16 protein-coding genes are annotated in these 24,745 nt (G+C 69.2%); 7 read left to right on the top strand and 9 right to left on the bottom strand.

Annotated elements, in window-relative coordinates:
* Positions 1 to 204: 204 nt before the first annotated feature.
* From EL337_RS07540 to EL337_RS07530, 3 genes are all read right to left on the bottom strand, one after another.
* Positions 205 to 3,657, bottom strand: a complete 3,453-nt coding sequence (locus EL337_RS07540) for an ATP-binding protein (RefSeq protein WP_109519748.1) — start codon at positions 3,655 to 3,657, stop codon at positions 205 to 207.
* 12 nt (positions 3,658 to 3,669) lie between these two features.
* On the bottom strand, positions 3,670 to 6,687 hold the full coding sequence (locus EL337_RS07535; RefSeq protein WP_048630391.1) for a UPF0182 family protein: 3,018 nt from the start codon (positions 6,685 to 6,687) through the stop codon (positions 3,670 to 3,672).
* 77 nt (positions 6,688 to 6,764) lie between these two features.
* A complete protein-coding gene (locus EL337_RS07530) occupies positions 6,765 to 7,787 on the bottom strand; it encodes a YlbL family protein (protein WP_048630390.1) in 1,023 nt (340 codons plus the stop codon).
* A gap of 89 nt (positions 7,788 to 7,876) precedes the next feature.
* Between EL337_RS07530 and EL337_RS07525 the strand changes: the two genes are divergently transcribed.
* The 3 genes from EL337_RS07525 to EL337_RS07515 are packed head-to-tail and all read left to right on the top strand — an operon-like array spanning position 7,877 to position 11,527.
* Entirely contained in the window at positions 7,877 to 9,253 is a 1,377-nt protein-coding gene (locus tag EL337_RS07525; RefSeq protein ID WP_048630389.1) for a zinc-dependent metalloprotease, read from the top strand.
* A 59-nt stretch (positions 9,254 to 9,312) separates the two neighbouring features.
* On the top strand, positions 9,313 to 10,146 hold the full coding sequence (locus EL337_RS07520) for a bacteriocin biosynthesis cyclodehydratase domain-containing protein (RefSeq protein WP_048630388.1): 834 nt from the start codon (positions 9,313 to 9,315) through the stop codon (positions 10,144 to 10,146).
* A 49-nt stretch (positions 10,147 to 10,195) separates the two neighbouring features.
* On the top strand, positions 10,196 to 11,527 hold the full coding sequence (locus tag EL337_RS07515) for a macrolide-binding ATPase MABP-1 (RefSeq protein WP_048630874.1): 1,332 nt from the start codon (positions 10,196 to 10,198) through the stop codon (positions 11,525 to 11,527).
* Positions 11,528 to 11,546: 19 nt separating this feature from the next.
* Here the strand turns inward: EL337_RS07515 and EL337_RS07510 are convergent, their stop codons facing one another.
* A complete protein-coding gene (locus tag EL337_RS07510; RefSeq protein WP_083442924.1) occupies positions 11,547 to 11,822 on the bottom strand; it encodes a WhiB family transcriptional regulator in 276 nt (91 codons plus the stop codon).
* A 446-nt stretch (positions 11,823 to 12,268) separates the two neighbouring features.
* The gene (locus EL337_RS07505; protein WP_048630386.1) at positions 12,269 to 14,392 is read right to left on the bottom strand and encodes an ATP-dependent DNA helicase UvrD2; all 2,124 of its coding nucleotides are present in this window, start codon (positions 14,390 to 14,392) and stop codon (positions 12,269 to 12,271) included.
* A 70-nt stretch (positions 14,393 to 14,462) separates the two neighbouring features.
* On the opposite strand from EL337_RS07505, the gene EL337_RS07500 reads away from it, so the two are divergent.
* A complete protein-coding gene (locus tag EL337_RS07500; protein WP_048630385.1) occupies positions 14,463 to 14,714 on the top strand; it encodes a mycoredoxin in 252 nt (83 codons plus the stop codon).
* A gap of 5 nt (positions 14,715 to 14,719) precedes the next feature.
* Here EL337_RS07500 and nudC read toward each other — a convergent pair whose 3' ends face one another.
* The gene (nudC, locus tag EL337_RS07495) at positions 14,720 to 15,646 is read right to left on the bottom strand and encodes an NAD(+) diphosphatase (protein ID WP_048630384.1); all 927 of its coding nucleotides are present in this window, start codon (positions 15,644 to 15,646) and stop codon (positions 14,720 to 14,722) included.
* On the bottom strand, positions 15,643 to 16,737 hold the full coding sequence (locus tag EL337_RS07490; protein WP_048630383.1) for a potassium channel family protein: 1,095 nt from the start codon (positions 16,735 to 16,737) through the stop codon (positions 15,643 to 15,645). Before EL337_RS07490 ends, nudC begins: the two co-directional genes overlap by 4 nt.
* Before the next feature lie 46 nt (positions 16,738 to 16,783).
* Between EL337_RS07490 and EL337_RS07485 the strand changes: the two genes are divergently transcribed.
* Positions 16,784 to 17,188 carry a DoxX family protein gene (locus EL337_RS07485; protein WP_197724199.1) on the top strand — a complete coding sequence of 135 codons (405 nt, stop codon included), beginning with the start codon at positions 16,784 to 16,786 and terminating at the stop codon, positions 17,186 to 17,188.
* A gap of 12 nt (positions 17,189 to 17,200) precedes the next feature.
* Here EL337_RS07485 and EL337_RS07480 read toward each other — a convergent pair whose 3' ends face one another.
* Together EL337_RS07480 and EL337_RS07475 are read right to left on the bottom strand one after the other, a co-directional pair.
* On the bottom strand, positions 17,201 to 20,470 hold the full coding sequence (locus EL337_RS07480; protein WP_048630873.1) for an ATP-dependent helicase: 3,270 nt from the start codon (positions 20,468 to 20,470) through the stop codon (positions 17,201 to 17,203).
* Complete coding sequence (locus tag EL337_RS07475; protein ID WP_048630381.1) at positions 20,467 to 23,583, bottom strand: ATP-dependent helicase; 3,117 nt, start codon at positions 23,581 to 23,583, stop codon at positions 20,467 to 20,469. Before EL337_RS07475 ends, EL337_RS07480 begins: the two co-directional genes overlap by 4 nt.
* Before the next feature lie 78 nt (positions 23,584 to 23,661).
* Here EL337_RS07475 and EL337_RS07470 point away from each other — a divergent pair, with 78 nt between their 5' ends.
* The gene (locus tag EL337_RS07470) at positions 23,662 to 24,444 is read left to right on the top strand and encodes an alpha/beta fold hydrolase (RefSeq protein WP_048630380.1); all 783 of its coding nucleotides are present in this window, start codon (positions 23,662 to 23,664) and stop codon (positions 24,442 to 24,444) included.
* Between the two features lie 2 nt (positions 24,445 to 24,446).
* Positions 24,447 to 24,743, top strand: coding sequence for an MGMT family protein (locus EL337_RS07465; RefSeq protein ID WP_048630379.1), 297 nt, complete (start codon positions 24,447 to 24,449; stop codon positions 24,741 to 24,743).
* The last annotated feature ends 2 nt before the right edge of the window (positions 24,744 to 24,745 follow it).

Genomic DNA, 24,745 nt, shown 5'->3' with positions numbered 1-24,745 from the left:
GAAGTCCTCTCTCGCAAGCCTTGAGTCGGGAAGAGCATCACCGAACAGGCTTGGTAGGCGCTTGGGCCCTCGATTTAAGAATTATCCAAGCGGAGGTGATTTCAGCAACCGGTGCCGGCTGCAGACCGGCCCGCGAGGGCGCGCAGAATGCCAGCCGCCGGCGGCGCGTCGGCGGGCAGACACGCGCGCTCGCGGGGCCGGGGCTCAGGTCAGGGCGCGGGCTGACTGGGCCACACCCGCCATGCCCACCGCGGTGGCCTCAGCAGCCAGCGCACGGGCCCCCGCCGTCCGGTCCGGCGACGGTGCCGCCAACTGGTACTCCAGCAGCCGGCACCGCAGCAGGGTGGGCACACCCGCGGCTCGCTCGGCGAGATCGCGGGCAGCAGCGACGTCCGCGAGCGCATTGGCGGCGTCGCCGCGCAGCACATGCAGCCGGGCGGTCGCCAACGCGACCGGGCCGGCCAGCCCGACCTGGCCGAGCACCGCGATGCGGTCGCGGAACGGATTCAGGTCGGCCAGCAGCAGGTCGGCGAACTCCGGCAGCTCGTGGTCGGCCGCCAGGTGCGCGAGCAGCGCATGGTGACCCAGCGTGGTCCAGATGTGGCTGCGGTCGACGTTGCCCGCCCACGTCCGCAACGTGCGCTCCGCCTCTGTACGAGCCTGTGGGCCTGAGGCCAGGGTGAGCAGCGCTGTCCGCACCACATCGACCATCCCCTGTCCCCCGGTCTCCCGGCTGGCATGCATCTCATACCAGCTCGGGTCGACAGGCCCGCCGCGTTCGCGCAGGAGCGTCGCAGTGGCCAGTAACCCGCTGCCTGCCTCGTACAGTTCGGTCTGCTCGTGCACATGCGCGGCGATCGCGTGATGACGTTCGGCTTCGGCGAAGTCGCCCAGCCACATCGCCAGCACGGCCTCCATCCAGCGCAACTGGGCACGCAACACCGGCAGCTGCAGTTCCTCGCTGCCGGCGATCCCCTCCTGGACATGCCTGCGGGTGGCCGCCACGTCGCCGAGGTTCATCGCCGCCATCGACGCCACGGAGTGCGCGATCACCGAGTCTTCACGAGACCTACTGTGCCGCAGCGTGTTCAGACGATCCACCCAGGTCAGCGTCTGATCGCTGAGCGTCGACACCCCGGAGAACGTGATCAGACGGCCCACCAGGACGTCAGCGATCACATCCGGGTTGCCGGTGGTTTCGGCCGCGCGCTCGGCCCGCTCCAACAACGCCGGGGTGATGGAGGGGTCGGGGTGGTAACAGTGACCCACGGCCAGCGCGGGCAGGACCCGCGCCACCGACGCCGGTTCGTCTTCGGCAAGTGTGGCGGCCCGGGCCAGAAGATCCAGCAACGCACCGGGGTCGTGTCCGGGCGCCAGCCAGGGCCATCCGCCGCTGGCCCGCAGCAGTGCGCTGGCCACCCGGCCGGCAGATGCCGCACGGCCGGTACGCAGTGCCTCCCCGAGATAGCGCTGCACGCTGTCCAGGACCAGCTGCCCGCGCCCCGCCCGCGAGTGGGCCTCCAGCAGCTCCACCGTCAGCGCGTCCCGCTCACCGTCGTCCCGCGCCGAGGCAGGCTGCGTGTCGTAGGCGTCCAGGGCAGCCTGCCACCACCGCGCGGCGATGTCCGAACTCCATTGCGCGGTCGCCTCTTCGGCCGCCAGCCGGCAAGCACGCACGACCACGGCCGGCTCGACCAGCGGCTGCGCCGCGACCAGGTGCTGGGCGCGCCGCGTCACCGCATCCTGGGCAGTGCTGTCGGCCAGCACCTCGGCAACCTTGGCGTGCATGCGCTGGCGCCGCAACGCCGGCATGCTCGCCAGCAGCTGGTCCCGCAGCAGCCCGTGCGCGAACGCATACCCGTCGCCGGCATGGGCGGCGACAACGATGCGCTCATCGGCGGCCTCGTCCAGGTAGTCGGCGAGCGTGTCCAGATCCAGCCGCGTGGCCTGAGCCAACACCGGGACTGCGCTCGCGTCGATGACGTCGCCGATCACCGCCGCCGCGCGCAGCATCTGCACCACCGCCGGATCCAAGGCCGCGAGCCGCCGATCGAGCACCGAACGCACCGCGCGCGGAATCTCGTGGCCGGCGCGCTCGGCACGCGGCAGACGGGCGTACTCGGAAACGAAGAACGGGTTTCCGCCTGTGCGATCGGCCAATTCGGCGGCCTCCGCGGCAGACACCGCCTCCTCGGCGACCTCGTTCGCCAGCGTCGCGACATCGGCGGAGGACAGAGCCGGCACCCCGATCAGTCGGTTGTCCTCGCCGCGGGCGACGGTGCTGAGCAACCGGGACACCTCCGGCGAGTGCTCGCCATCGCGCACCGTGACGATCACCAGCACCGGACGGTCACGCAACGCGCCCGCGATATAGGCCAGGCAACTGGCCGACGCGGTGTCGGCCCACTGCACGTCGTCGACGACCACCGCCAACAATCGCGGCGCGGCTTCGAGTAGTCGCTGAACACGTTCATAGACAAGGAATCTCGCGGTATCCGGGTCGGCGTGCGGTGGCACCTCCAGCACCTCGTCGGCGTCGGCGCCCAACGCTCGGACCAGATGGCGCATCGGCCACCACGGCGGGGTGGCGCGTTCGTCGGGGCAGTTCACCCAGACGACCTCACCACCCGCGACGTCGACCAGTCCGGTGATCTCCTCGGCCAACCGGGTCTTGCCGATACCCGCAGGCCCGGACAGCACCAGCCACTGCGCGTCACCAGCCGCGACCCGCGCGAGAACATCAGCAGCCCTTGCCAGTTCGCGAGTGCGACCCACCAGCGGCGCACGGTGCGACGTGGGCTCCACCGGCGCCGGCACGACCGCGGCAGCCTCCGGTGTGGCCACCGCTGCCGCACCCGTCCACTCCGGTGAGCGTGGCCACCCGGCGAGCTCGGGGTCCTGCCGCAGCATGGCGGTCTGCAGGTCGCGCAGGTCCGGTCCCGGGTCGAGCCCCAGTTCGGTGTCGAGCATCCGCGCATGCCGCGTATAGGTCTCCAGCGCCTCGGCAGCGCGGCCGGCGCGGTAGAGGGTGAGCATCTGCAGCCGGCATCCGCGGTCGGCCAGCGGATCCAGCACGCGTAGCCGCGACGCCTCCGTCATCGCCGTGGCGGTCTTACCGAGCGCCAGCAGCGACATCACCTTGTTGGCAAGGCATTCGGTGTGCATCTCGGCCACCTGGGCGGCGTCTTCGCGCGCCCAGTCGGCATCAGGCATGTCCTCCAGCAGATGCCCGCGCACCAGGCTCAACGCCGCGTCGGCCACGGCCAGCGCATCCTCCCACCGTTCGGCCTCGATCGCCGCGCCCGCCCTCGCGCACCCCGCCGCGAAGACCGTCACATCCACGTCGTCGGGACCGACGTCGAGGTAGTAGCCCGGTGGTTGGCGCACGATCGGCTGAGTCACCGAAGACGCCATCTGAGACTCCCCCGCGCCGACGCGCAACGCCCGGCGCAGATTCGAGATGTACACCTGCAGGCTGGCAGTCGCACTCGCCGGCACGTCGTCGCCCCACACGACATCGGTCAGCCGGTCGGTCGAGACGACCCGGCCCCGGGCCAGCAGCAACGCCGCCAACACCGCCCGCTGCTTACGCGGGCCGATGTCGACCGGGGTGTCCCCGTGGACCACCTGCAGCGGCCCGAGCAACCGATAGCGCACCGGCGGAAGTGGTCAGCTGGTGGACTGGTATTTAGACACCGCGTCGTCGAGGCGTTGCAGCGCCTCGCCGTATTGCGCGAAATCGCCACTTTCCTGAGCGCCCCGCAGTGCGTCCAGTGCCGCGTTGACATCCTGCAGCGCAGCGGCTTTCGCTGCCGACAGCTGGGTCGACCCGGTAGGCGGAACCGCCGCCGGAGGCTGCGGCGCCGCGGGAGCGGGCGCCTGTCCCTGCCGGTTCGGCGGCTGCGCCGCCGGTGGCTCGTCGCCGGCCGCCGGTCGCGACTGCGGCTGACCGGCCGGTGTGTCCGTGGGCGCCGGTCCTGTCGCCGTGGCGTCGGCACCGGGACCGAACAGGTCGGTCAGCGCATCGCGCACCGTCGGCCCGTACCCGATCTGGTCGTTGTACATCATCGCGACACGGATCAGGCGGGGATACGACGACGCCGCATCACTGGCACCCGGCGAGGCGTAGACCGGTGCGACGTACAGCAATCCGCCCTCGCCCAGCGGCAACGTCAGCAGGTTGCCCCACCGGATCCGGTTCTGGTTGTCGCGGCCGATCACGCCGAGGTCCTGGCTGACCGCGGTGTCGGTACTGATCGCGTTGAACGCGAGCTTCGGACCGTTGACCTGACCCGGAATCGTCAGCACCGTCAGGCGACCGTAGGTGTCCGGGTCCGAGCTGGCGCTGATATAGGCCGCCAGGAAGTCCCGTCGGAACCGGTTCATCGCACTCGTCAGCTGGAACGACGTCGAATTATTGTTCTCAGCAAGGTCTTTGGCGACGATGTAGTACGGCGGCTGATAGCTGCTGGCCGTCGGGTTCGGATCGAGGGGGACATCCCAGAAGTCGGACGTGGAGAAGAACGTCACCGGGTCGTCGACGTGGTACTTGGCCAACAGGGCGCGCTGCACCTTGAAGAGGTCCTCCGGGTAGCGCAGGTGGTCCTGCAGTTCCGGGGTGATGTCGCTCTTGGGCTTGACGGTGTCGGGAAACACCTTCATCCACGCCTGCAGCACCGGGTCCTGCTCGTCCTGTGCGTACAGCGTCACGGTGCCGTCGTAGGCATCTACGGTGGCCTTGACCGAGTTGCGGATGTAGGACACCTGCTTGTCGGGCTGCAACCGGTTGAGGGCCACCTCGTTGGAGTCGGTGGTCGCCGAGGACAGCGACATCAACTCCGAGTAGGGGTAGTTGTCGAGCGTCGTGTAGCCGTCGACGATCCACACGATCTTCTCGTTGACGATCGCCGGGTAGACCGCGGTGTCGGTGGTCAGCCACGGCGCCACCGCCTCCACCCGCTTGGCCGGGTCGCGGTTGAACAGGATCTTGCTGGTGTCGTTGATGACGTTGGAGAACAGGAAGTTCCGCTCGGCGTACTTGGCGGCGAAGATGCTGCGCGCCATCCAGTTGCCGATCGGCACGCCCCCGCTGCCCGTGTAGGTGTAGTTCCTGGTGTCGGTGTTGGTCTCGTAGTCGTACTCGCGAGGGACGCCGCTCTCGCCGACGATCGCGTAGTCGTCGGCCGCGCTCGCGATCACCGGACCGTAGTAGATGCGCGGCTGTGCCAGCGGTGCCGGCCCGGGGGACGTCACCTCGCCGTTGGCGCCGACCACGCTGGCCAGGAACTCCGGGTAGCCGCCGTTCTGGTTCGGGTCGTTGGCGATGCCGCGCACCGTGTTGGCCGGCGACGCGATGAACCCGTTGCCGTGCGTGTACACGGTGTGGCGGTTGATCCAGTCACGCTGGTTGTCGATCAAGCGGTCCGGGTTGAGCTCACGGGCGGCGACCACGTAGTCGCGCAGGCTGCCGGACTCGTCCCGGTAGCGGTCCATGTTCAGCTGGTCCGGGAAGTTGTAGAAGTTCTTGCCCTGCTGGAACTGGGTGAACGCCGGGCTGACGATGTTCGGGTCGAGCACCCGGATGTTCGAGGTGGTGGCGGTGTCGGCGGCCACCTGCTGCGCCGTCGCCGTCGCGTTCCCCGGATAGTCGCGGTAGGTGACCGTTTCCTCGGTGAGCCCGTAGGCCTGCCTGGTGGCGGTGATACTGCGGCTGATGTATTCGCTTTCCTTCTGCGCCGCGTTGGGCCGCACGCTGATCTGCTCGACCACCAGCGGCCACCCGGCGCCGACGATCAGCGACGACAGCAACAGCAGCACCACGCCGATCGCGGGAATCCGCAAGTCGCGCAGGAAAATCGCGGAGAACACCGCGACCGCGCAGATGACGGCGATCGCCATCAGGATCAGCTTGGCGGGCAGCACGGCGTTGATGTCGGTGTATCCCGCGCCGGTGAACGGCTTGCCGCCGCGGGTGTGGCTGAGCAGCTCGTAACGGTCGAACCAGTAGGCGACGGCCTTGAGCAGCATCAGCACGCCCACCAGCGTGATCAGCTGGATGCGCGCCGCGCGGCTGAGCGCGCCGCTGCGCCCGGCCAGCCGGATACCGCCGAACAGGTAGTGACCCAGCAGGTTGGCGATGAACGCCAGGAAGGCGCCGACGAACAGGTAAGACAGCACGAGCCGGTAGAACGGCAGATCGAAGGCGTAGAAACCGAGGTCGATACCGAACTGCGGGTCGGTCACCCCGAAGCTGCCACCGTGCAGGAACAGCTGCACCTGCTGCCAGTAGCTCTGCGCGACGAAACCGGCGAGCACGCCGATGAACGCCGGGACGCCGATCCCCACCAGACGCAGCCGCGTCATCACCGCGGTGCGGTACCGCGCGATCGGGTCATTGGGTCCGACCGTCGGCACGAACACCGGCCGGGTGCGGTAGGCCAGGGTCAGCGCGGCGAACACGATGGCGCCGAGCAGGATCGCGACGACGAAGAAGATGGCCACCCGGGTGACCAGCTGGGTGGTGAACACCGAGCGGTACCCGAGCTCGCCGAACCACAGCCAGTCGACGTAGGTGTCGATGAAACGTGGCCCCAACAGCAACAACAGCACAACGATCAGGGCGGCCCCGATCATGAATCTGCTCCGTCGCGTCAGGTTCGGCATTTTCGCCGCGGGCCGCATACCCACTCGTTTACTCCACTCTCGGAAATTCCCAGCAGATGTCCAGGTGCCATAACTCTACGCACCGACTCATGGCCGCCCGCTCAGCAGCGCGGAGGTTCGCCACCGGCGGAAAGCGTCCGCAAACCGTCGATCGCGTGCTCGAGGGTGTCGACCTTGAGCAGCTCGATGCCCTCGGCGTCGCCGGTCCTGGCTTCCGCACAGTTGTCTGCGGGCACCAGGAACACGGTGGCGCCGGCCTCGCGGGCTGCCACGATCTTATGGGTGATGCCGCCGATCGACCCGACCTCGCCGTCGCCGGTGATGGTGCCGGTGCCGGCGACGAACTTTCCGCCGTTGAGGTCCCCGGTGGTCAGCTTGTCGACGACGGCCAGGCTGAACATCAGGCCTGCCGACGGCCCGCCGATGTTGGCCAGGTTGAAGTCGATGGTGAACGGCGCCCACGGCGCGTCGAGCACATTGACCCCGAGGAACCCCTGCGGACGCTCCGGATGCGAGCCCATGGTGATCTCGACCGTGCCGGCCGGGGCACTCTTGCGCCGGTAGTCGATCATCACCTTGTCGCCCGGTTTGGTGTCCTTGAGCAACGCCTGGAACTGCTCAAGAGTCGCCACGGGCGTGTTGTTGACCCCGTCGATGGCATCCCCGGCCTGCAGCTTGCCCTTGGACGGGCCCTCCTCGTCGATGCTCTCCACGGTGACGGCCATCGGGTATTTGAGGTATTCGAGCGCGGCGTATTCGGCGCTGTTCTCCGACTGCCGGAAATCCTGGGTGTTGGCCTCGTCGACCTCTTCCCTGGTCTTGTTCGGCGGATAGACGAGGTCACGTGGTATCAGCTGATCGCGGCCGGACGCCCAGAACACCAGGGCCTGGCCCAGGGTCAGGCCGTCGCGCTGCGACACCGTCGTCATGTTGAGGTGTCCGGAGGTCGGGTGGAGGTCGGTGCCCTCGATGTCGACGACCTGCTTGCCGTCGACCTCGCCGAGCGTGTCGAACGTCGGGCCGGGCCCCAGCGCCACATAGGGCACTGTCACCACCGACAGCAGTATCCCGAAGATGAGGATTGGTACCAGCGCGACGACGAGGGTCGAAATCCGCCTGTTCACGCCGCCCACAGTAGAGGTCAACGCCGGGTTCACTCTCAGCGTGACCCGCGCAGCCGCACGACGCGACCATGGTGAGTACCGTTGACTGCATGCCTGACGTGCCTTTTGGCTTCTCCGCCGGGGACGACCCCGAGCGTGACAAACGCGACAAGGACCCCGCTTCGGGCTCCGGCTCCGGCGGTAACCCGTTCGGTGGCGCTTTTCCCGCCGGTGACTTCGACATGTCGCAGCTGGGCCAGATCTTCTCCAAGCTCGGCGAGATGTTCAGCGGGACAGGCTCATCCATGGGTGGTGGGCAGTCGGCCGGGCCGGTGAACTACGACCTTGCCCGCCAACTCGCGTCGAGCTCGATCGGCTTCGTCGCGCCGGTTCCCGAGCAGACCACCACAGCGATCGCGGATGCGGTGCGGCTGGCCGAGACCTGGCTGGACGGCGTGACCCCGCTGCCCGCGGGCACCACCAGGACGGTCGCCTGGACGGCGACGGACTGGATCGACAACACCATGGACACCTGGAAGCGGCTGTGCGATCCGGTGGCCGAGCAGATCTCCGCGGTGTGGGCCCAGGCCCTGCCCGCGGAGGCTCAGGCGATGGCCGGACCGCTGCTGGCGATGATGTCGCAGATGGGCGGCATGGCGTTCGGGTCGCAGCTGGGACAGGCACTGGGCAAGCTGTCCAAGGAAGTACTGACCTCGACCGACATCGGGCTCCCGCTGGGACCCAAGGGTGTCGCGGCGCTGATGCCCGAGGCCATCGAATCGCTGGCCGAGGGGCTCGAACAGCCGCGCAGCGAGATCGTGACGTTCCTGGCCGCCCGCGAGGCCGCACACCATCGCCTGTTCAGCCACGTGCCGTGGCTGTCCACCCAGCTGCTCAACGCCGTCGAGGCGTTCGCCAAGGGCACCAAGATCGACATGAGCGGCATCGAGGAGTTCGCCCGCGGCTTCAACCCGGCCGCGCTGACCGACCCGTCTGAGATGGAGCAACTGCTCAACCAGGGCATCTTCGAGCCGAAGGCCACCCCGGAGCAGACCGCCGCGCTGGAGCGGCTCGAGACGCTGCTGGCGCTGATCGAAGGCTGGGTGCAGACCGTCGTCTCCGATGCCCTGGGCGAGCGGATCCCCGGCACCACGGCGCTGAGCGAGATGCTGCGCAGGCGGCGCGCCACCGGCGGGCCCGCCGAGCAGACATTCGCAACCCTGGTGGGTCTGGAGTTGCGGCCCCGCAAGATGCGCGAGGCCGCCGACCTGTGGGAGAAGCTGACCCAGGCGGTCGGCGCCGACGCCCGCGACGGCGTCTGGCAGCACCCCGACCTGCTGCCCAGCGCCTCGGACCTCGATGAGCCCGCCGGGTTCATCGACCGGATCATCGGCGGCGACACCAGCGGCATCGACAGCGCCTTCGAGCAGGCCATCGCCGACCTGGAACGCGACGACGACGGAACGGACCGCCCTAAAGAGGCGTGACCGCGCAGCCCCTGTGGATAACTCGGCTGACCGGCGACACGCCGTGACAGGGTCGATCCATGACGCGGTATGCACTCAATCCCGCCACCCCGGTGCTGGCCCGACCCGACGGCACCGTCCAGGTCGGCTGGGATCCGCGGCGCGCCGTCGTCGTGCACCCGCCGCCAGGAATGTCGCCGACGGTCACCGCTGAGCTGCTGCGCACGCTGCAGGGCGCGGCGACGACACCCGACCTGCAACGCATCGCGGCGGGCCGCGGCGCCGACACCGCCGTCGTCCCTGACCTGATCAGCCACCTCGTCAGGTGCGGCGTCGTCACCAAGGCCCCGCGCGCCCACAGTCGCGCGCAGCGGATTCGGGTACACGGCGCCGGGCCGCTGTCCGATCTGCTCACTGCGTCGTTGCGCTGCTCGAACGTCCGGCTCAGCAACAGCACCAGGACCAATGCGTCCACCGGGCGAGCCGACCTCGTGGTGCTGACGGACTACCTGGTCGCCGACCCCAGGCTTGTGCGCGACCTCCACGACGCGGGCGTCGCCCATCTGCCCGTGCGGGTCCGCGACGGCACCGGGTTGGTGGGGCCACTGGTCATTCCCGGTACCACGAGCTGCCTACGCTGCGCTGACCTGCACCGCAGCGACCGCGACGCCGCCTGGCCGGCGCTGGCGGCCCAGCTGTGCCACACAGTCGGCAACGCGGACCGGGCCACGGTGCTCGCGACCGCGGCGTTGGCGCTCAACGAGATCGACCGCGTCACCCGCGCACTGCGGGGCGACGCCACGCAGGACCCGGCGTCGCTGCCGTCGACGCTGGACACCACGCTGGAATTCGACGTCGCACGCGGTGCGGTCCAAGCGCGCCGATGGTCTCGACATCCGGAATGTTCCTGCTGACGGCAAGGCTTTCCAACTGGTTGGTGGAAGTTCACCGCGTTCGTGGATGATGGATGACGTGAGCGAGATCAAGCGGGGGCGGGCGGCACGGAATGCCAAGTTGGCGTCACTGCCTGTCGGGATGGCGGGGCGCGCGGCACTCGGGTTCGGCAAACGTCTGACCGGCATGTCGAAAGACGAAGTCAACGCCGAGCTGATGGACAAGGCCGCTCAGCAACTGTTCACCGTGCTCGGCGAGCTCAAGGGCGGTGCCATGAAAGTGGGCCAGGCCCTGTCGGTCATGGAGGCCGCGATCCCCGAGCAGTACGGCAAGCCCTACCGCGAGGCATTGACCAAGCTGCAGCGCGAGGCCCCGCCGATGTCCGCGGACAAGGTGCACCGGGTGCTCAACCAGCAGCTGGGCACCAAGTGGCGGGAACGGTTCCAGTCGTTCGACGACAAGTCGGTGGCATCGGCCAGCATCGGCCAGGTGCACAAGGCCGTGTGGGCCGACGGCCGCGACGTCGCAGTCAAGATTCAGTACCCCGGCGCCGACGAAGCGCTGCGCGCCGACCTGAAAACGATGCAGCGGATGGTCAGCGTGCTCAAGCAGCTCTCCCCCGGCGCCGACGTGCAGGGTATCGTCAACGAGCTGATCGAACGCACCGAGATGGAACTGGACTACCGGCTGGAGGCCGACAACCAGCGCGCGTTCGCCAAGGCCTACGACGGTGACCCCCACTTCGTCGTGCCGCGCGTGGTGGCCAGCGCGCCCAAGGTGGTCATCCAGGAGTGGATCGAAGGCATTCCGCTGTCCCAGATCATCCGCGAGGGCACCCAGGAACAGCGTGACCTGATGGCCACCCGGCTGTTCGTCTTCTGCAACGACGCTCCGGGCCGGCTGGAGATGGTGCACGGCGACGCCCACCCCGGCAACTTCATGTTGATGCCCGACGACAAGATGGGTGTCATCGACTTCGGCGCGGTCGCACCGATGCCCGGCGGCTGGCCGATCGAGCTCGGCCAGACGCTTCGGTATGCGGTCGACAAGAACTACGACAAATTGTTACCCACCATGCAGAAGGCCGGCTTCATCCAGAAGGGCCAGCAGGTGTCCATCCGCGAAATCGACGACATGCTCAAGCAATACGTCGACCCGCTCGAAGTGCCGGTATTCCACTACACCCGTAAGTGGCTGCAGAGAATGACCACGCTGGAGCTCGACAAGGCTGCAGGGCAGATCAAAGCTGCCCGGCAGATGGACATCCCACCGAAGATGGCCATCCCGATGCGGGTGATCGCGTCGATCGTCGCCATCTCCTGTCAGCTCGACGCGCACGTCCCCACGCGGCAGATCGCCGAGGAGACAGTCCCAGGATTCGCCGACCCCGACGCGGTGTAGCGCCGGGGCCGGCCGAATGTCAGGCGGCGACAGTCTCTTCCGCGTCCTTGCGGGGGCGACCACGCGGTCGCTTGCGAGCGATCACCGAACCGCGGTCGAGGATCTCACCACCCCACACACCCCAAGGCTCCTGACGTTCCAGCGCCGCGTTGAGGCATTCCCGCCGGAGCGGGCACTCCGCACACAGCGCCTTGGCACGATCGAGGTCGCGGGGATCCTCCGCGAACCACAGATCGGGATCCTCGACATGACACGGCACCGCTAGCTTCGTCATCTCGCATGTCGGCGAAGACATGTCCGGTCCTCTGCTTCCTGGTCGTTACAACTTGTCTAACTGCTTCTGTCTGAACTCTTTTCGGGGGATCTGTAACCAGGTTCTCGGAAAAACAAGAAGGCCACGGATCCGTGGTTGCGGGTCCGTGGCCTGGGAGGCGGAGTGAGGCTTCAGCTAGGTGTTGAAGGTGAAGCCCCTCACGGACGCGACAGCCGTAGCGGCGGCGGCACGACGCTTACGCGGCGCGGCGGCGACAGCGGTGGCTGCGGCAATGGCGGGATGCGCCCCAATGGGGGCATGGAGGGCCCGCGACATGCCGACAGCGCTTACGCCGAAGACTGTGGAATTGCTGTTCATTGTCGTGACACCCTCCTCTCGCACATGGCACTCGTCTGTGTGTATCTGAGGCTAGAGGCTACCAGCCAATCTCGACAACTCATTTTTGACCAGCGGTTTTGGCGGAATCTTTATGAACTTTGGCGGCCCTTGACCAACGCGAGGACATCGGGGCCGAACTGCTCGAGCTTGCGGGCACCGATGCCCGGGATCGCCACCAGCGCGGCATCGTCGGCCGGCAGCGCCTCGGCGATCGCGATCAGAGTGTTGTCGGTGAAGATCACATAGGCAGGAACGCTCGTCTCCTTGGAGATCCGCAGCCGCCAGTCCTTCAGGTTGGCGAGCAGCTCTTCGTCCAGGTCGGACGGGCAGGTCTCGCATCGGCGCAACATGATGGCCGGCGGTGACGTCAACACCGCGTTGCAGACCCGGCAGCGGGGCGCGGGCCCGCGTTGCCTGCGCGGTTTACTCGGGCCGTCGTCACGCTGCGATTGGGGCGCGACGCCGTTGAGGAACCGCGACGGGCGGCGCCCCTGCCTGCCACCCGGGTTGCGGGCCAGTGCCCAGCTGAGCGTCAAATGCACTCGCGCGCGGGTGATTCCGACGTAGAACAGGCGCCGCTCCTCCTCGACCTGCTCGCTGTCGGGGCCGTGGGCCAGTGCGTGCGAGATCGGCAATGTGTTGTCGGCGACCCCGACGAGGAACACCGCGTCCCACTCCAGACCCTTCGCCGCATGCAGTGAGGCGAGCGTGACGCCCTGCACGATGGGTGGGTGCCGCGAATCGGCGCGCTGACGCAACTCGGCGAGCAAGGAGCGCAGATCCAGCTGCGGACGCTGCGCCACTTCGTCGTCGACGAGTTCGGCGAGCGCGACGAGCGCCTCCCAGCGATCCCGGGCGCGGGTGCCCGCCGGCGGTTCGGCGGTCAGACCCAGCGGTTCGAGCGTCGAGCGCACGACCTCCGGCAACGGGCCCGCACCGTCCTCGGGCCCACGCTCGGCAACGCGCTGCAGCGCCAGCAGAGCCTGCCGGACCTCCTGACGGCTGAAGAATCCTTCACCGCCGCGCACCTGGAACGGGATGCCCGCCTCGGTGAGGGCCTCCTCGTAAACCTCGGATTGCGCGTTGATGCGGTAGAGGACCGCGACTTCGGAAGCCGCCGTGCCCGATTCGATGAGCTTCTTGATACTGCAGGCCACCGCCGTGGCTTCGGCGACCTCGTCGGGATACTCCTTGAACAGTGGCTCCGGACCCGGGGGGCGTTGGCCGACCAGGTGCAGCTTGCTGCCGGCCATCCTGCCGCGCGCAGCGGCGATGACACGGTTGGCCAGCGACACCACCTGCGGCGTGGAACGGTAGTCGCGTTCCAGGCGCACCACCGCGGCGTCGGGGAAGCGTCGCGAGAAGTCCAGAAGATAACGCGGGGAGGCCCCCGTGAACGAATAGATGGTCTGGTTGGCATCGCCGACGACGGTCAGGTCATCACGGCCGCCGAGCCAGGCGTCGAGCACCCGCTGCTGCAGCGGAGTCACATCCTGGTATTCGTCGACCACGAAGCAGCGGTACCGGTCACGGAACTCCTGGGCGACCGCGGCGTCGTTCTCGATGGCGGCCGCGGTGTGCAGCAGCAGGTCGTCGAAATCGAGGAGCACGAGATCGTCGCGGCGGGTCTTCAGTGACTCGTAGTTGGCGTAGACCGAGGCGACCTTGGCCGCATCGAAGGGAATGTCGCGGCCGATCTCGGCCACGGATCGGGCGTAGTCCTCCGGGCTGATCAACGAGGCCTTGGCCCACTCGATTTCACCGGCCAGGTCGCGGACGTTGTCGGTGCCTGTGGGCAACGCGGCACGGTTGGCGGCCTGCGCGACGATGGCGAACTTGCTGTCCATCAACTGCCAGTCGGTGGTGCCCACGACCCGCGGCCAGAAATAGGCCAGCTGGCGGCGTGCCGCGGCGTGAAACGTCTGCGCCTGCACGGCGCCGGTACCCGCGCCCTCGTCCAGCGCGCGCAACCGGCTCCGCATCTCCCCGGCAGCACGCTGAGTGAACGTCACGGCCAACACCTGGCCCGGCGCGACATGCCCGGCAGTCACCAGGTGCGCGATCCGGCGGGTGATGGTGCGGGTCTTACCGGTGCCTGCGCCCGCGAGGACGCAGACGGGACCGCGGGGCGCGAGCACGGCCTCACGCTGTTCGTCGTCGAGGTCGCCCAGCAGCCGTTCACTCGAGGCCGTTGGGGACATGCCGACCATCATGTCAGCGTCGCCCGACAAACGCGGGCCGCGGATCGGGCATGTTGGCAGCATCGGCTACGTTGAACGACTTATGAGCACAGATGCACCTGCAGTGACGATGTACACCACGTCGTGGTGTGGCTACTGCGTACGGCTGAAGAAAGTCCTGAAGAACGAGGGGATCACCTTCGCCGAGGTCAACATCGAAGAAGACCCCGCCGCGGCGGAATTCGTCGGATCGGTCAACGGCGGCAACCACGTCGTCCCGACGCTGAAGTTCGCCGACGGGTCGACGCTGACGAATCCGAGCGGGGCGCAGGTCAAGGCCAAACTGGCCGGCTAGCTCGATCAGTCCAGCGCGGCCCAGGACTCGATGATCTCCCTGGCGATCGAGATCGACCCGGGGAGCAGGAGCCGCGAGCTGCTGCCCGAACCCCAGTCTCCCTGCCCGAGGGCCTCGCGGATTTCCGCGCGGGTGAACCACGCGGCCTCGGCGATCTCCCCGTCGTTGAAGGCGAACGGCTGATCCGGGTCGCCGAGCGCATGGAACCCGATCATCAACGACCGAGGGAACGGCCACGGCTGCGACCCCAGGTATTCGACGTCGGTGACGTGCAGACCGACCTCCTCGGCGATCTCGCGGACCACACAGGACTCGAACGACTCACCCGCCTCCACGAAGCCGGCCAGGATCGAGAACAGCCGCGGCGGCCACACCGTCTGGCGGGCCAGCACGGCGCGGTCGTGCCCGTCGTGCACCAGGCAGATCACCGCCGGGTCGATACGCGGAAACTCCTCATGACCCGTCACCGGGTTGATGCGACCCCAACCACTTTTGATCGGCCTGGTCGGTGCACCGTCGACCGGGCTGAACCGGGCATTGTCGTGCCAATTCAGTAGCGCCGTCGCGGTGGCGACGAGCTGCGCGCTGACATCGTCGAAGACGTCACCGGTGCGGCGCAGGTCGAGCACCTCGGTGGCGGCGTCGGGGTCCTCCGGAGGCTCGAGGTCGGAGCGCAGCGCCCACACGTGGCGGCCGTCGCCGAGGCGGCCGAGGAACACGGCGTCCTCCGGCGGCGCATCTCCGGCCGAGGCGGCCCTGTTGAGCACCGCGCGGCCATCGGAGATCAGCACCTGGTTGCGGCGGTCCACCCGGAGCAGCAGAGCCTCGCTCCAGCCGGCGACCGCGGCGTCGATGTCTGTGCGCAGCGTGTCGGCGCGGTCGGCGCCCACCCGGGACAGCAGGGGAACATTGCGGAGACGGAACGCGCTCATCGCTCCTCGTCCGCGCTTCGGATGTACAGCAGCCGATCCCCCAGCTCGAGCGAGTCGACCTCGGGGTCGTCGACCCGAATCAGTTTGTTGGCGCGCACGACTCCGAGCACGATGTCGCTCGAGTGCCTCGGCGACCCACCGGCCTCTTTCGGGCTGACTTCGCGCTCGCCGATGGCGAAGCCGCGGTCCGGCGTCAGCAGGTCCTCCATCATCTCGACCACGCTGGGCGTCTGCACCGCGATGCCGAGGAGGCGGCCCGCAGTCTCCGACGTCACGACGGTGGAATCCGCCCCGGACTGTTGGAGCAGATGCTGATTCTCGGCCTCGCGGACCGCGGCGATGATCTTGGCGTTGGGCGCAAGCTCGCGGGCGGTCAGCGTCACCAGGACGGCGGTGTCGTCGCGGTTGGTGGCGACGATGATCGATTTGGCATGCTGTGCGCCGGCCAGACGGAGCACCTCGGAGTCGGTGGCGCTGCCGCGCACGGTGACGAGCCCGGCGCTCTTGGCCCGTTCCAGCGCGGCGGTGTCCTCGTCCACCACGACGATGTCGCCGGGAGCGACCTCGTCGCCGACCATCGCCGCGGCGGCGGTCCGGCCCTTGGTGCCGTAGCCGACGATGATGATGTGGTTACGCAATCTGCTCCTCCAGCGCTGGATTTGATAGACCTGCCGCGACTGCGTGGTGAGCGTCTCCACGGTGGTACCGATCAGGACGATCAGGAATGCCACCCGCAACGGCGTGATCACCAGGACATTGATCAGTCGCGCGGATGGCGTGACCGGCGTGATGTCGCCGTAGCCGGTCGTCGACAGCGACACCGTCGCGTAGTACACGCAGTCCAGGAACGACAGCGGGTCGTCGGCGTTGGGAGCGCTCTCGATGTCGCGGTAGCCGTGCCGGTCCAGGTACACGATGATCACCGCGGCGAACAGCGCGGTCATCGCGTAGATGACCCGGACGGTGATGCGCCGCGCCGGACTGACAGCGGTCGTCGGGATCTGCACGCGGTCGGTGAGCGCGTGGTCCGGCATGTCGGCCAGCGACTGGTCGAACCGGCGCAGCCGCCGGCGCAGGCGTCCTTCAGCCACGAGGGTCGGTAAAGGGGTGGGTCAGCCGCACCCGCACAATGTAATCATGACCTCTTCCTCGCCGGCACTGCGGCAGATATCCCAGTCCTCGCGTGGCGCCAAAATCGGTGCCTGGCTGATCGGAATGGGGATCCTGCACTTCGCGGCTCCCAAGCCGTTCGACACCATCATTCCGGAGGAACTGCCGGGATCCCCGCGGTTCTACACCTACGCCTCGGGTGTGGCAGAGATCGGCACCGGCGCTCTGCTGCTGGCGCCCAAGACGCGCCGCATCGGTGCGCTGTCGGCGATCGCGTTGTACATCGGAGTGTTCCCGGGCAATGCCAACATGGTCCGGATGTGGTTCAACGATCCCAGCAAGTCGCTGCCCATGCGCATCGCTGCGATCGCCCGCCTGCCACTGCAGGTGCCGATGATCACGCAGGCGTGGAAGGTCTACAAGGAGAGCTAGCGTCGGGCGCGCTCACGCGGCGTCCTCTCCCACCTGCTCGGCCAGCAGCGCGGTCAGCGCGTCCTCGTCGGGCAACACGTCCGGGACGACGGTGCGTCCGGACCGGACGTAGTGAAACACCGCCCGCACCGACGACACCGGGCGGCCGTGCAGTCGCGCCCAGGCAAGTCGATAGACGGCGAGCTGGATTGCATTGCGCTGCAAGTCCTCCTGGGTTGATGGCGGTTCACCGGTCTTCCAGTCCACGACGGTGACACCGCCGTCGTCGTCGGCGAAGATCGCATCGATCCGACCGCGTACGACATGACCGGCGATCATCATGTCGAACGGCACTTCCACGTCGATCGGTGTGCGCGCCGCCCACGGCGACAGCGCGAAGGCCGTCTCGAGTTCCTCGAGCTCACCCCGATCCTGGCGGTCCGCGTCAACGGCACCGGGCAGGTCGTCGAGGTCGAAGAGCTTCTCCGCCTGGAAGTACCGCTGCACCCATTCGTGAAACGCGGTGCCCAGCAACGCCTGCGCGTCGGGACGGCGCGGCAACCGCCTCTGCAGCCGTTGCGCGACCGCCTCAGGATCGCGTCCGAGTTCCACCAGCGAGCTCACCGACAGCTGAGGCGGCAGCGGGGGTACAGGCCGCCGGGCGGCCAGTTCACGCTCGGCCAGCAGGGCATCGACGTCGGTGGTCCAGCCAAACGGGTCGGGTCGGCCCTCCTCGATCTCCGATGTCATCGCGGTGGCCACCAGTTGCGCGCCGTGGTCGGTGGGTGCGCGGCGCGCCGCGATCGGATCGACCGGCCATGTCGCCTCGATGACCCGATCGCGCAGCGGGTTGGGCTCACCGTCGGCGGGGGCTTCGGCCCATGCGTCGACGACTCCGCACGGCGCGCCGGCGTCGACCGATGCGTCGATGACGGCCTTAAGTTCGCACAGGAACGCCGACGGGCCGCGCGGCTTGGATTCGGTGGCCCCCCAGTGATGTCCGGACACCAGCAGGGTGTGCTCCGCACGGGTGATCGCGACGTACAGCAGTCGGCGTTCCTCGTCGGTGCGCCGTTGATCCAGACTCCGCTTGTGATCCGAGATCTTGTCCGACAGCCCTTTTCGATCGCTGACATCCGAGCAGTCCAATACCGGCACCCCGTGCTCGGACACCGTCGCGCAGTCCCCGCGCAGCAGCGGCGGGAGGTCGGCAGCATCGGTGAGCCACGTACGAGGGGACGCGGTGGACGGAAACACCCGCCCCGACAGATGCGGCACGGCGACGATCTGCCACTCCAGGCCTTTCGCCGCATGCACCGTCAGGATCTGCACCCGGTCGGCGGACACGTTCACCTCCGCGGGCGCGAGACCGTTCTCGACCTGCTCGGCGATGTCCAGGTACGCCAGAAGGGCCGACACCGTCGACTGCCCCCGTGTCGCGAAGTCCGCCACCACATCACCGAACGCATCGAGGTGCTCCGTGCCCGACCATCCCGCCGAGACAGGCTGGGCCGCGCGGACTTCCGCGTCGACCCCGAGGATGCGGCGCACCTCGGCGACAAGGTCCGGCAGCGGGCTGGAAAGGTGGCCACGCAGCGACGTCAGCTCCCGCCCCAGTGCGACGATCCGCGCGTAGCCCGGTTCGGAGTACGCCGCCGCGGATCCCGGATCGCAAATCGCGTCAGCCAGGCAAGCCGCATCCGCGTCGGGGCCGAGCTGCGCGATGATCTCGGCCGTCGCCGAGGTGGCCTCCGCGGACGGGACGGCTTTGACGAGGTCCACCGCCCGCCGCCACAGCGCTGCGACATCCCGGGCGCCGAGCCGCCACCGCGGACCCGTCAGCACCCGCACCGCAGCTGCCCCTGCCGTCGGGTCGGCGGACAACCTCAGCATCGCGACGACGTCGGCCACCTCAGGGACGGCCAGCAGGCCGGCCAGACCGACTACTTCCACCGCCACGCCGCGCCGATTCAGTGCCGCTGCCATCGGCGCCGCGTCGGCGTTGCGGCGCACCAGAACCGCGGCGGTCGGGGCGGCGCCGGTCTCGGCGAGACCGCCGTGCCACCGCCGTGCGACATGATCGGCGACCCACTCGCGTTCGGCCTCGACGTCGGACATCAACGCGCACACCACGTTGCCCGGTTCGGCGCCGGGCCGGGGCTGCAGCGCACGGACGGCCACCGACCGGCGCCGGGCGTCGACAGACACCTCGTTGGCCAGGTGCAGCACCTCGGGCGGATTACGCCAACTGGTGCGCAGTTCCAGGGTGGGGGCCGGCGTTCCGTCGGCCAGCGGGAAGTCGGTGGTGAACCGCGGCAGATTGGTGGCCGATGCACCGCGCCAGCCGTAGATCGACTGGATCGGATCTCCGACGGCGGTGAGCGCCAGCCCGTCGTCGGCACCCGCACCGAACAGCGACGACAGCGCCACCCGCTGAGCGTGCCCGGTGTCCTGGTACTCGTCGAGGAGGACCACCCGGTAGCGCTGCCGCAGCTGCTCCCCGACCTGCGGGAACTGGGATGCCAGCCGCGCAGCCGAGGCCATCTGCATGCCGAAATCCATGACGCGTTCCTCACGCATCCGACGGTGCACCGCATCGATCAGCGGCACCAGCGTGGTGCGCTCGGTCTGCGTGGCCAGCATGCGCAGCAGCCACTGGCTGGGCCCGCGGTCACGCTGGTACCTGCCTGCGGGCAGCGCGTGGACAAGCCGGTCGAGCTCGACATGGGTATCGCGCAGTTGCGCGGTGTCGACGAGATGTTCGGAGAGTTGACCGGCCAGCCGCAGCACCATGTCGGTGATGGTTGCCGGTGACTTGTCGGTGTCCAACGCCTCGGGATGCTCGCACACCACGCGAAACGCCAGCTGCCACAGCTCGGTCTCACTGAGGAGCCGGGTGTCCGGCTCGATGGGCAGCAGCAGACCGAACTCGCGGAGCAGGTTGCCCGCGAAGGCGTGGTAGGTGCCGATCGTGACCGGATCGTCGACGAAATCCGCACCGGCAGAGGTGATCATCAACCCCGCCCCGGCCAGCCGCGCCAGGCGGGCCCGCACCCGGCGCAGCAGCTGGCCCGCGGCCTTGCGGGTGAAGGTCAGCCCGAGCACCTCCCCGGGACGGGCATAACCGTTGGCCACCAGCCACACCACCCGCGCCGCCATGGTCTCGGTCTTGCCCGCACCGGCACCGGCGATGACCACCAGCGGGCCCGGCGGCGCGGAGATGACCGCGGCCTGCTCGTCGGTGGGTTCGAAAAGGCCCAACGCCCTGGACAGTTCGGCGGGGCTGAACCGGGGGGTCGTCATGCGTCGCTCCTGCTGTTCTGTGCGGGGCACATCGCGCGTACCGGACAGTGCGCGCATCCGTCGTTGACCCGGGCGATGAACTCCGGCCCCCGGGTGGCTGCGGCGGCCTGGTGCACCTGGGCCTGCCACTCGGCACGGCGCTCCGCGGTCAGCGGGTCCTGGTGACGTTCGGTCGCTCCGCCGGCGCTGGTCTTCCCGAGGTAGACCAGCCGGCCGCCTCCGGGTGTGTCGCCCTCGGCGAGCAGACCCGCCGCGACGGCCAGCTGATACATCGCCAGCTGCGCGTGGTTCTGTGCGTCGTCCTTGGTGACCGGACTCTTGGACGTCTTGATGTCGACGACGACGAGGCGGTCCTCGGCGTCGCGCTCGAGGCGGTCGAGTCGACCTCGGACGCGCACCCCGGGCCCCTCCCCGTCAGGCTCGCCGACGAGGCCGTCGACGTCGACCTCGGTGCCGATCTCGGTGAGCTGCGCGCGGGTGTTGGTGCGCCACCGCAGGAACGTCGCCAGCATCTCCAGATGCCGCACCTGCTCGTTGTCGGAGTACCACTGCGCATCGAACGGGATCTGGTCCCAGACTTTTTCCAGTGCGTCGAGCACCTGCGACTCGGACTTCTCCGATTCGGAGACCAGAGCGTGGACCAACGATCCCAGCGTGGAACGCACATCACGACCGCGGGAGCCGCCATGGCGTTCCAGCAGCCAGCGCAGTGGACAGTCCGCGAGCATCTGCAGGGTCGACGGCGACAGGGTCACGACGTGTTCGCCGGCCTCCCAGAGAGGGTCGTCGCTGGACAGGCCGCGCGCGGCGTACCACGACGCGGGGTCCGCGCCATGCACGCCGGCTGCCGCCAGTCGCGCCAACTGGGCTGCTGCGCACGCTCGTTCGGCGTCGTCGACCGCGCCGGGCGCGGCACACACCACCGAACGCAGCCGGCCGACGACGGCGGAGGGGGCGAGCACCCGGGGCGCACGGATCGGCTCTGCGGGCTCGGGGCCCGATTCGGTGGCCAGCGCGGCGAGCTCGTGGCAGAACGACGACGGGAGCATCGCCTCGTCGCCGCAGTCGCTGTCGACGGCGGTCACCAGCAGCCGACTGCGGGCACGTCCCATGGCGGCGATCAGCAACCGACGTTCCTCCGCGAGCAGCGGCGCCCGTCCGGGAAGTCCACGCTGGCCGGGATCGGTGACGCCGTCGATCACGTCGATCAGCTGCTGCGTGGCCAGGACCCCGCCGCGGGGAGAGACGTTGGGCCACAGTCCCTCCTGGACACCGGCGATCACCACGACATCCCATTCGCGGTTGAGGGCGGAGTGCGCGCTGACCAGGGCGACCGCCTCGCCGCTCGCGTCGACGTGCCGGGTGGGAGGAAGCGCCAACCCGGTGATGTGATCGACCAGGCCGCGCAGCGACGCCCCCGCCGTGCGATCCACGTACTGTTCGGCGACGTCGAACAGCGCGGTGACGGCATCCAGGTCGCGGTCGGCCTGCGCCGCTGCCGGCCCGCCCCGTTCGCTGGCGGCCAGCCAGCGCCGCTGCAACCCGGAACGGTGCCACGCCTGCCAGAGCGTGTCCCGGGGATCACGTCCCTCGTCGGCACTGCGGCGGGCGGCGGCCAGAACCGTGCGCACGCGGCGCACCGCCCGCGCCTGCTCCTCGGGTAGCCCGGCGGCGTCACGCTGCAGCGCGCCGACCAGGAGGTCGCCGAAACTGTCTGTGGTCTGCCCGGCCCGACGCAGTGTGCGCCGCATCTGCCGGAGCGACACCGGGTCGACCCGGCCGATCGGCCCGGTGATCAGCGCGAGCGCGCGTTCGCCGTCGAGGGTGTCCGCGGTGGCCTCCAGCACTGTCAGCAATGCCTGCACCGCCGGCTGATCGGCAAGGGGCGCATCGGATTGCGGCTCTTCCACCGGCACTCCCGCCGCGGCGAGGGCCCGGCCGAGCCCGGCGCCCATCCGGGGCACCGACCGAACGATGACCGCCATCTGCGACCACGGCACGCCGTCGATGAGATGCGCGCGCCGCAGTGCGTCGGCGATCAGTGCCGACTCCGCGTGCGGCGTCGCGGCGATCCGCACCGCCAGCGACCCCGGCGCATCGCTGCCGGTGAACTCCCGCGAGGAATCGGACCCGGGCAGCCGCCGGGCGACAGCCCCGATCGCGTCGGCGACCGGCCCCGCGCACCGACGCGAACGGGTGAGGGTCAGCGCGAGGCCGTCACCGCGCAGAAGCGCCGGGTCGGCGCCCCGGTAGCCGAACACCGTCTGCTGCGGATCGCCGGCGATCACCGTGAGCTCCGCGCCTGCCGCCACCACCTCGACAAGGCGCGCGGCCTGCGGGTCGAGGTGCTGGGCGTCATCGACCAGCAGCACCCGCACACGGGCCCGTTCGGCAGCCAGCAGGTCGGGGTCGGTGGCGAAGGCCTCCAGTGCGGCACCGACGAGCTCGGCGGCGCCCAGCGCAGGAACCGTGGCCTGCGGCGCGGCCATGCCGACCGCCGACCGCAGCAACATGATCTGTTCGTGGGCCTGGGCGAACCGTCCTGCCGCCTGCCATTCCGGCCGTCCGGACGCGCGACCGATGCGTTGCAGCGCAAGCGGATCGACGCCGCGCTCGCTGCACCGGGCCATCAGGTCGCGCAGCTCGGTGGCGAAGCCGACGGTGCTCAGGGCAGGCCGGAGCCGTTCGGGCCACCGCACCGGCGATGCGTCGCCGTCCTCGACGTCACCGGCGAGGAGCTCGCGGATGATGCCGTCCTGCTCGGCACTGGTGATCAGCCGGGGAGGCGGGCTGCCGTTGCGCTGGGCGGCGAGACGCAACACCGCGAAGGCATACGAGTGGACCGTGCGGACCAGCGGCTCGCGTACCGCGGCCCGCCCGCCCGCACCCAGCAGCGTCGTGGTGATCGTGGCCCTGGCATGCGCACTCAGCCGTGCCGAACCCGTCAGCAACAGAATCGATTCCGGGTCACACCCCGCCCCGATGTGAGCCACGGCCGTATCGACGAGCAGGCTGCTCTTCCCGGTACCCGGGCCACCCAGCACGCGCACGGTGCCGCGCATGTCCGGCCGACCCAGGGCCTCGGGTGTGAGTTCAGTGTGCGGCGCGGACATGCAGGCATGACATCACGCGGGTCCGACAAGTCGGCCTTGTGTGGCCCCGGCCCGGGGCGCCTGGCAGCATCGCAACCTGTGACCGACCTGTTGTGCACCTACCGCTTCGGACCGGCCGGCCCTGCGCGGGTCCTGGCGATCCACGGGCTGACCGGCCACGGCATGCGCTGGGAATCGCTGTTCACCCGGCACCTGCCCGACGTCTCGGCCGTCGCCCCCGACCTTGTCGGCCATGGTCGCTCCACCTGGGATGCGCCGTGGACGATCGACGCCAACGTCGCGGCGCTGACCGCCGTGATCGAGGCCGAGGCCGACGGCCCCGTGGTCGTGGTCGGTCACTCGTTCGGCGGGGCGATCGCACTGAACCTGGCTGTGGCACGGCCGGATCTGATCGCCGGCCTGGTCCTGCTGGACCCCGCGGTGGGGCTGGACGGGCGGTGGATGCGGGAAGTCGCCGACAGTATGTACGCCTCACCCGACTACACCAGTCGCGAGGAGGCTCGCCAGGAGAAGCTCGGTGGGTCGTGGGGCGAGGTTGCCGACGACGAACTGGAACGCGAGCTCGACGAGCACCTCGTGGATCAGGCGGACGGACGGGTGGGCTGGCGGATCAGCATCCCGGCGATGCTCAGTTACTGGAGCGAGTTGACCCGCCCCGTTGCGGTGCCACGCGACGGCACCCCGACCGTGCTGGTGCGGGCCACCTACACGGACCCGCCGTATGCCGGCGCCGAGCTGCTGACCGCCCTGGACGCCGGCCTCGGGTCGGATTTCACGCTGCTGGACTGGGAGTGCGACCACATGGTTCCGCTCGCCAAGCCTGCGGAGACGGCTGCGCTGATCCGGGAACAACTGGGCTGACCGTGGCGGCGATCACCGACGAGCAGGTCGAGACGGTGCGTGGTCTCGTCGCGTCGATTCCGTCGGGCCAGGTGTCCACCTACGGCGACATCGCCGATGCCGCAGGGCTTTCCAGCCCGCGCATCGTCGCGTGGATCATGCGGACGGATTCGTCGGACCTGCCCTGGCACCGTGTGATCCGGGCGTCGGGACGCCCTGCCCCGCACCTGGAGACCCGGCAGTTGGAGCGGCTGCGCGCCGAAGGCGTCCTGGCCGTGGACGGTCGGATCCCGTTGCGGGACCACCGCCACACGTTCTGAGG

Origin of the sequence: Mycolicibacterium aurum (genome assembly GCF_900637195.1) — a bacterium.
Classification (GTDB): domain Bacteria; phylum Actinomycetota; class Actinomycetes; order Mycobacteriales; family Mycobacteriaceae; genus Mycobacterium; species Mycobacterium aurum.
This window is presented reverse-complemented; position numbering and strand designations above follow the sequence as displayed.

Excerpts from the sequence above, each read along its gene's own strand:
- EL337_RS07500 (WP_048630385.1), top strand. The coding sequence starts at position 14,463 with ATGAGCACAGATGCACCTGCAGTGACGATGTACACCACGTCGTGGTGT.
- EL337_RS07525 (WP_048630389.1), top strand. The coding sequence starts at position 7,877 with ATGCCTGACGTGCCTTTTGGCTTCTCCGCCGGGGACGACCCCGAGCGT.
- nudC (WP_048630384.1), bottom strand. The coding sequence starts at position 15,646 with ATGAGCGCGTTCCGTCTCCGCAATGTTCCCCTGCTGTCCCGGGTGGGC.
- EL337_RS07515 (WP_048630874.1), top strand. The coding sequence starts at position 10,196 with ATGGATGACGTGAGCGAGATCAAGCGGGGGCGGGCGGCACGGAATGCC.
- EL337_RS07505 (WP_048630386.1), bottom strand. The coding sequence starts at position 14,392 with ATGATGGTCGGCATGTCCCCAACGGCCTCGAGTGAACGGCTGCTGGGC.
- EL337_RS07480 (WP_048630873.1), bottom strand. The coding sequence starts at position 20,470 with ATGACGACCCCCCGGTTCAGCCCCGCCGAACTGTCCAGGGCGTTGGGC.
- EL337_RS07485 (WP_197724199.1), top strand. The coding sequence starts at position 16,784 with ATGACCTCTTCCTCGCCGGCACTGCGGCAGATATCCCAGTCCTCGCGT.
- EL337_RS07510 (WP_083442924.1), bottom strand. The coding sequence starts at position 11,822 with ATGTCTTCGCCGACATGCGAGATGACGAAGCTAGCGGTGCCGTGTCAT.
- EL337_RS07520 (WP_048630388.1), top strand. The coding sequence starts at position 9,313 with ATGACGCGGTATGCACTCAATCCCGCCACCCCGGTGCTGGCCCGACCC.
- EL337_RS07475 (WP_048630381.1), bottom strand. The coding sequence starts at position 23,583 with ATGTCCGCGCCGCACACTGAACTCACACCCGAGGCCCTGGGTCGGCCG.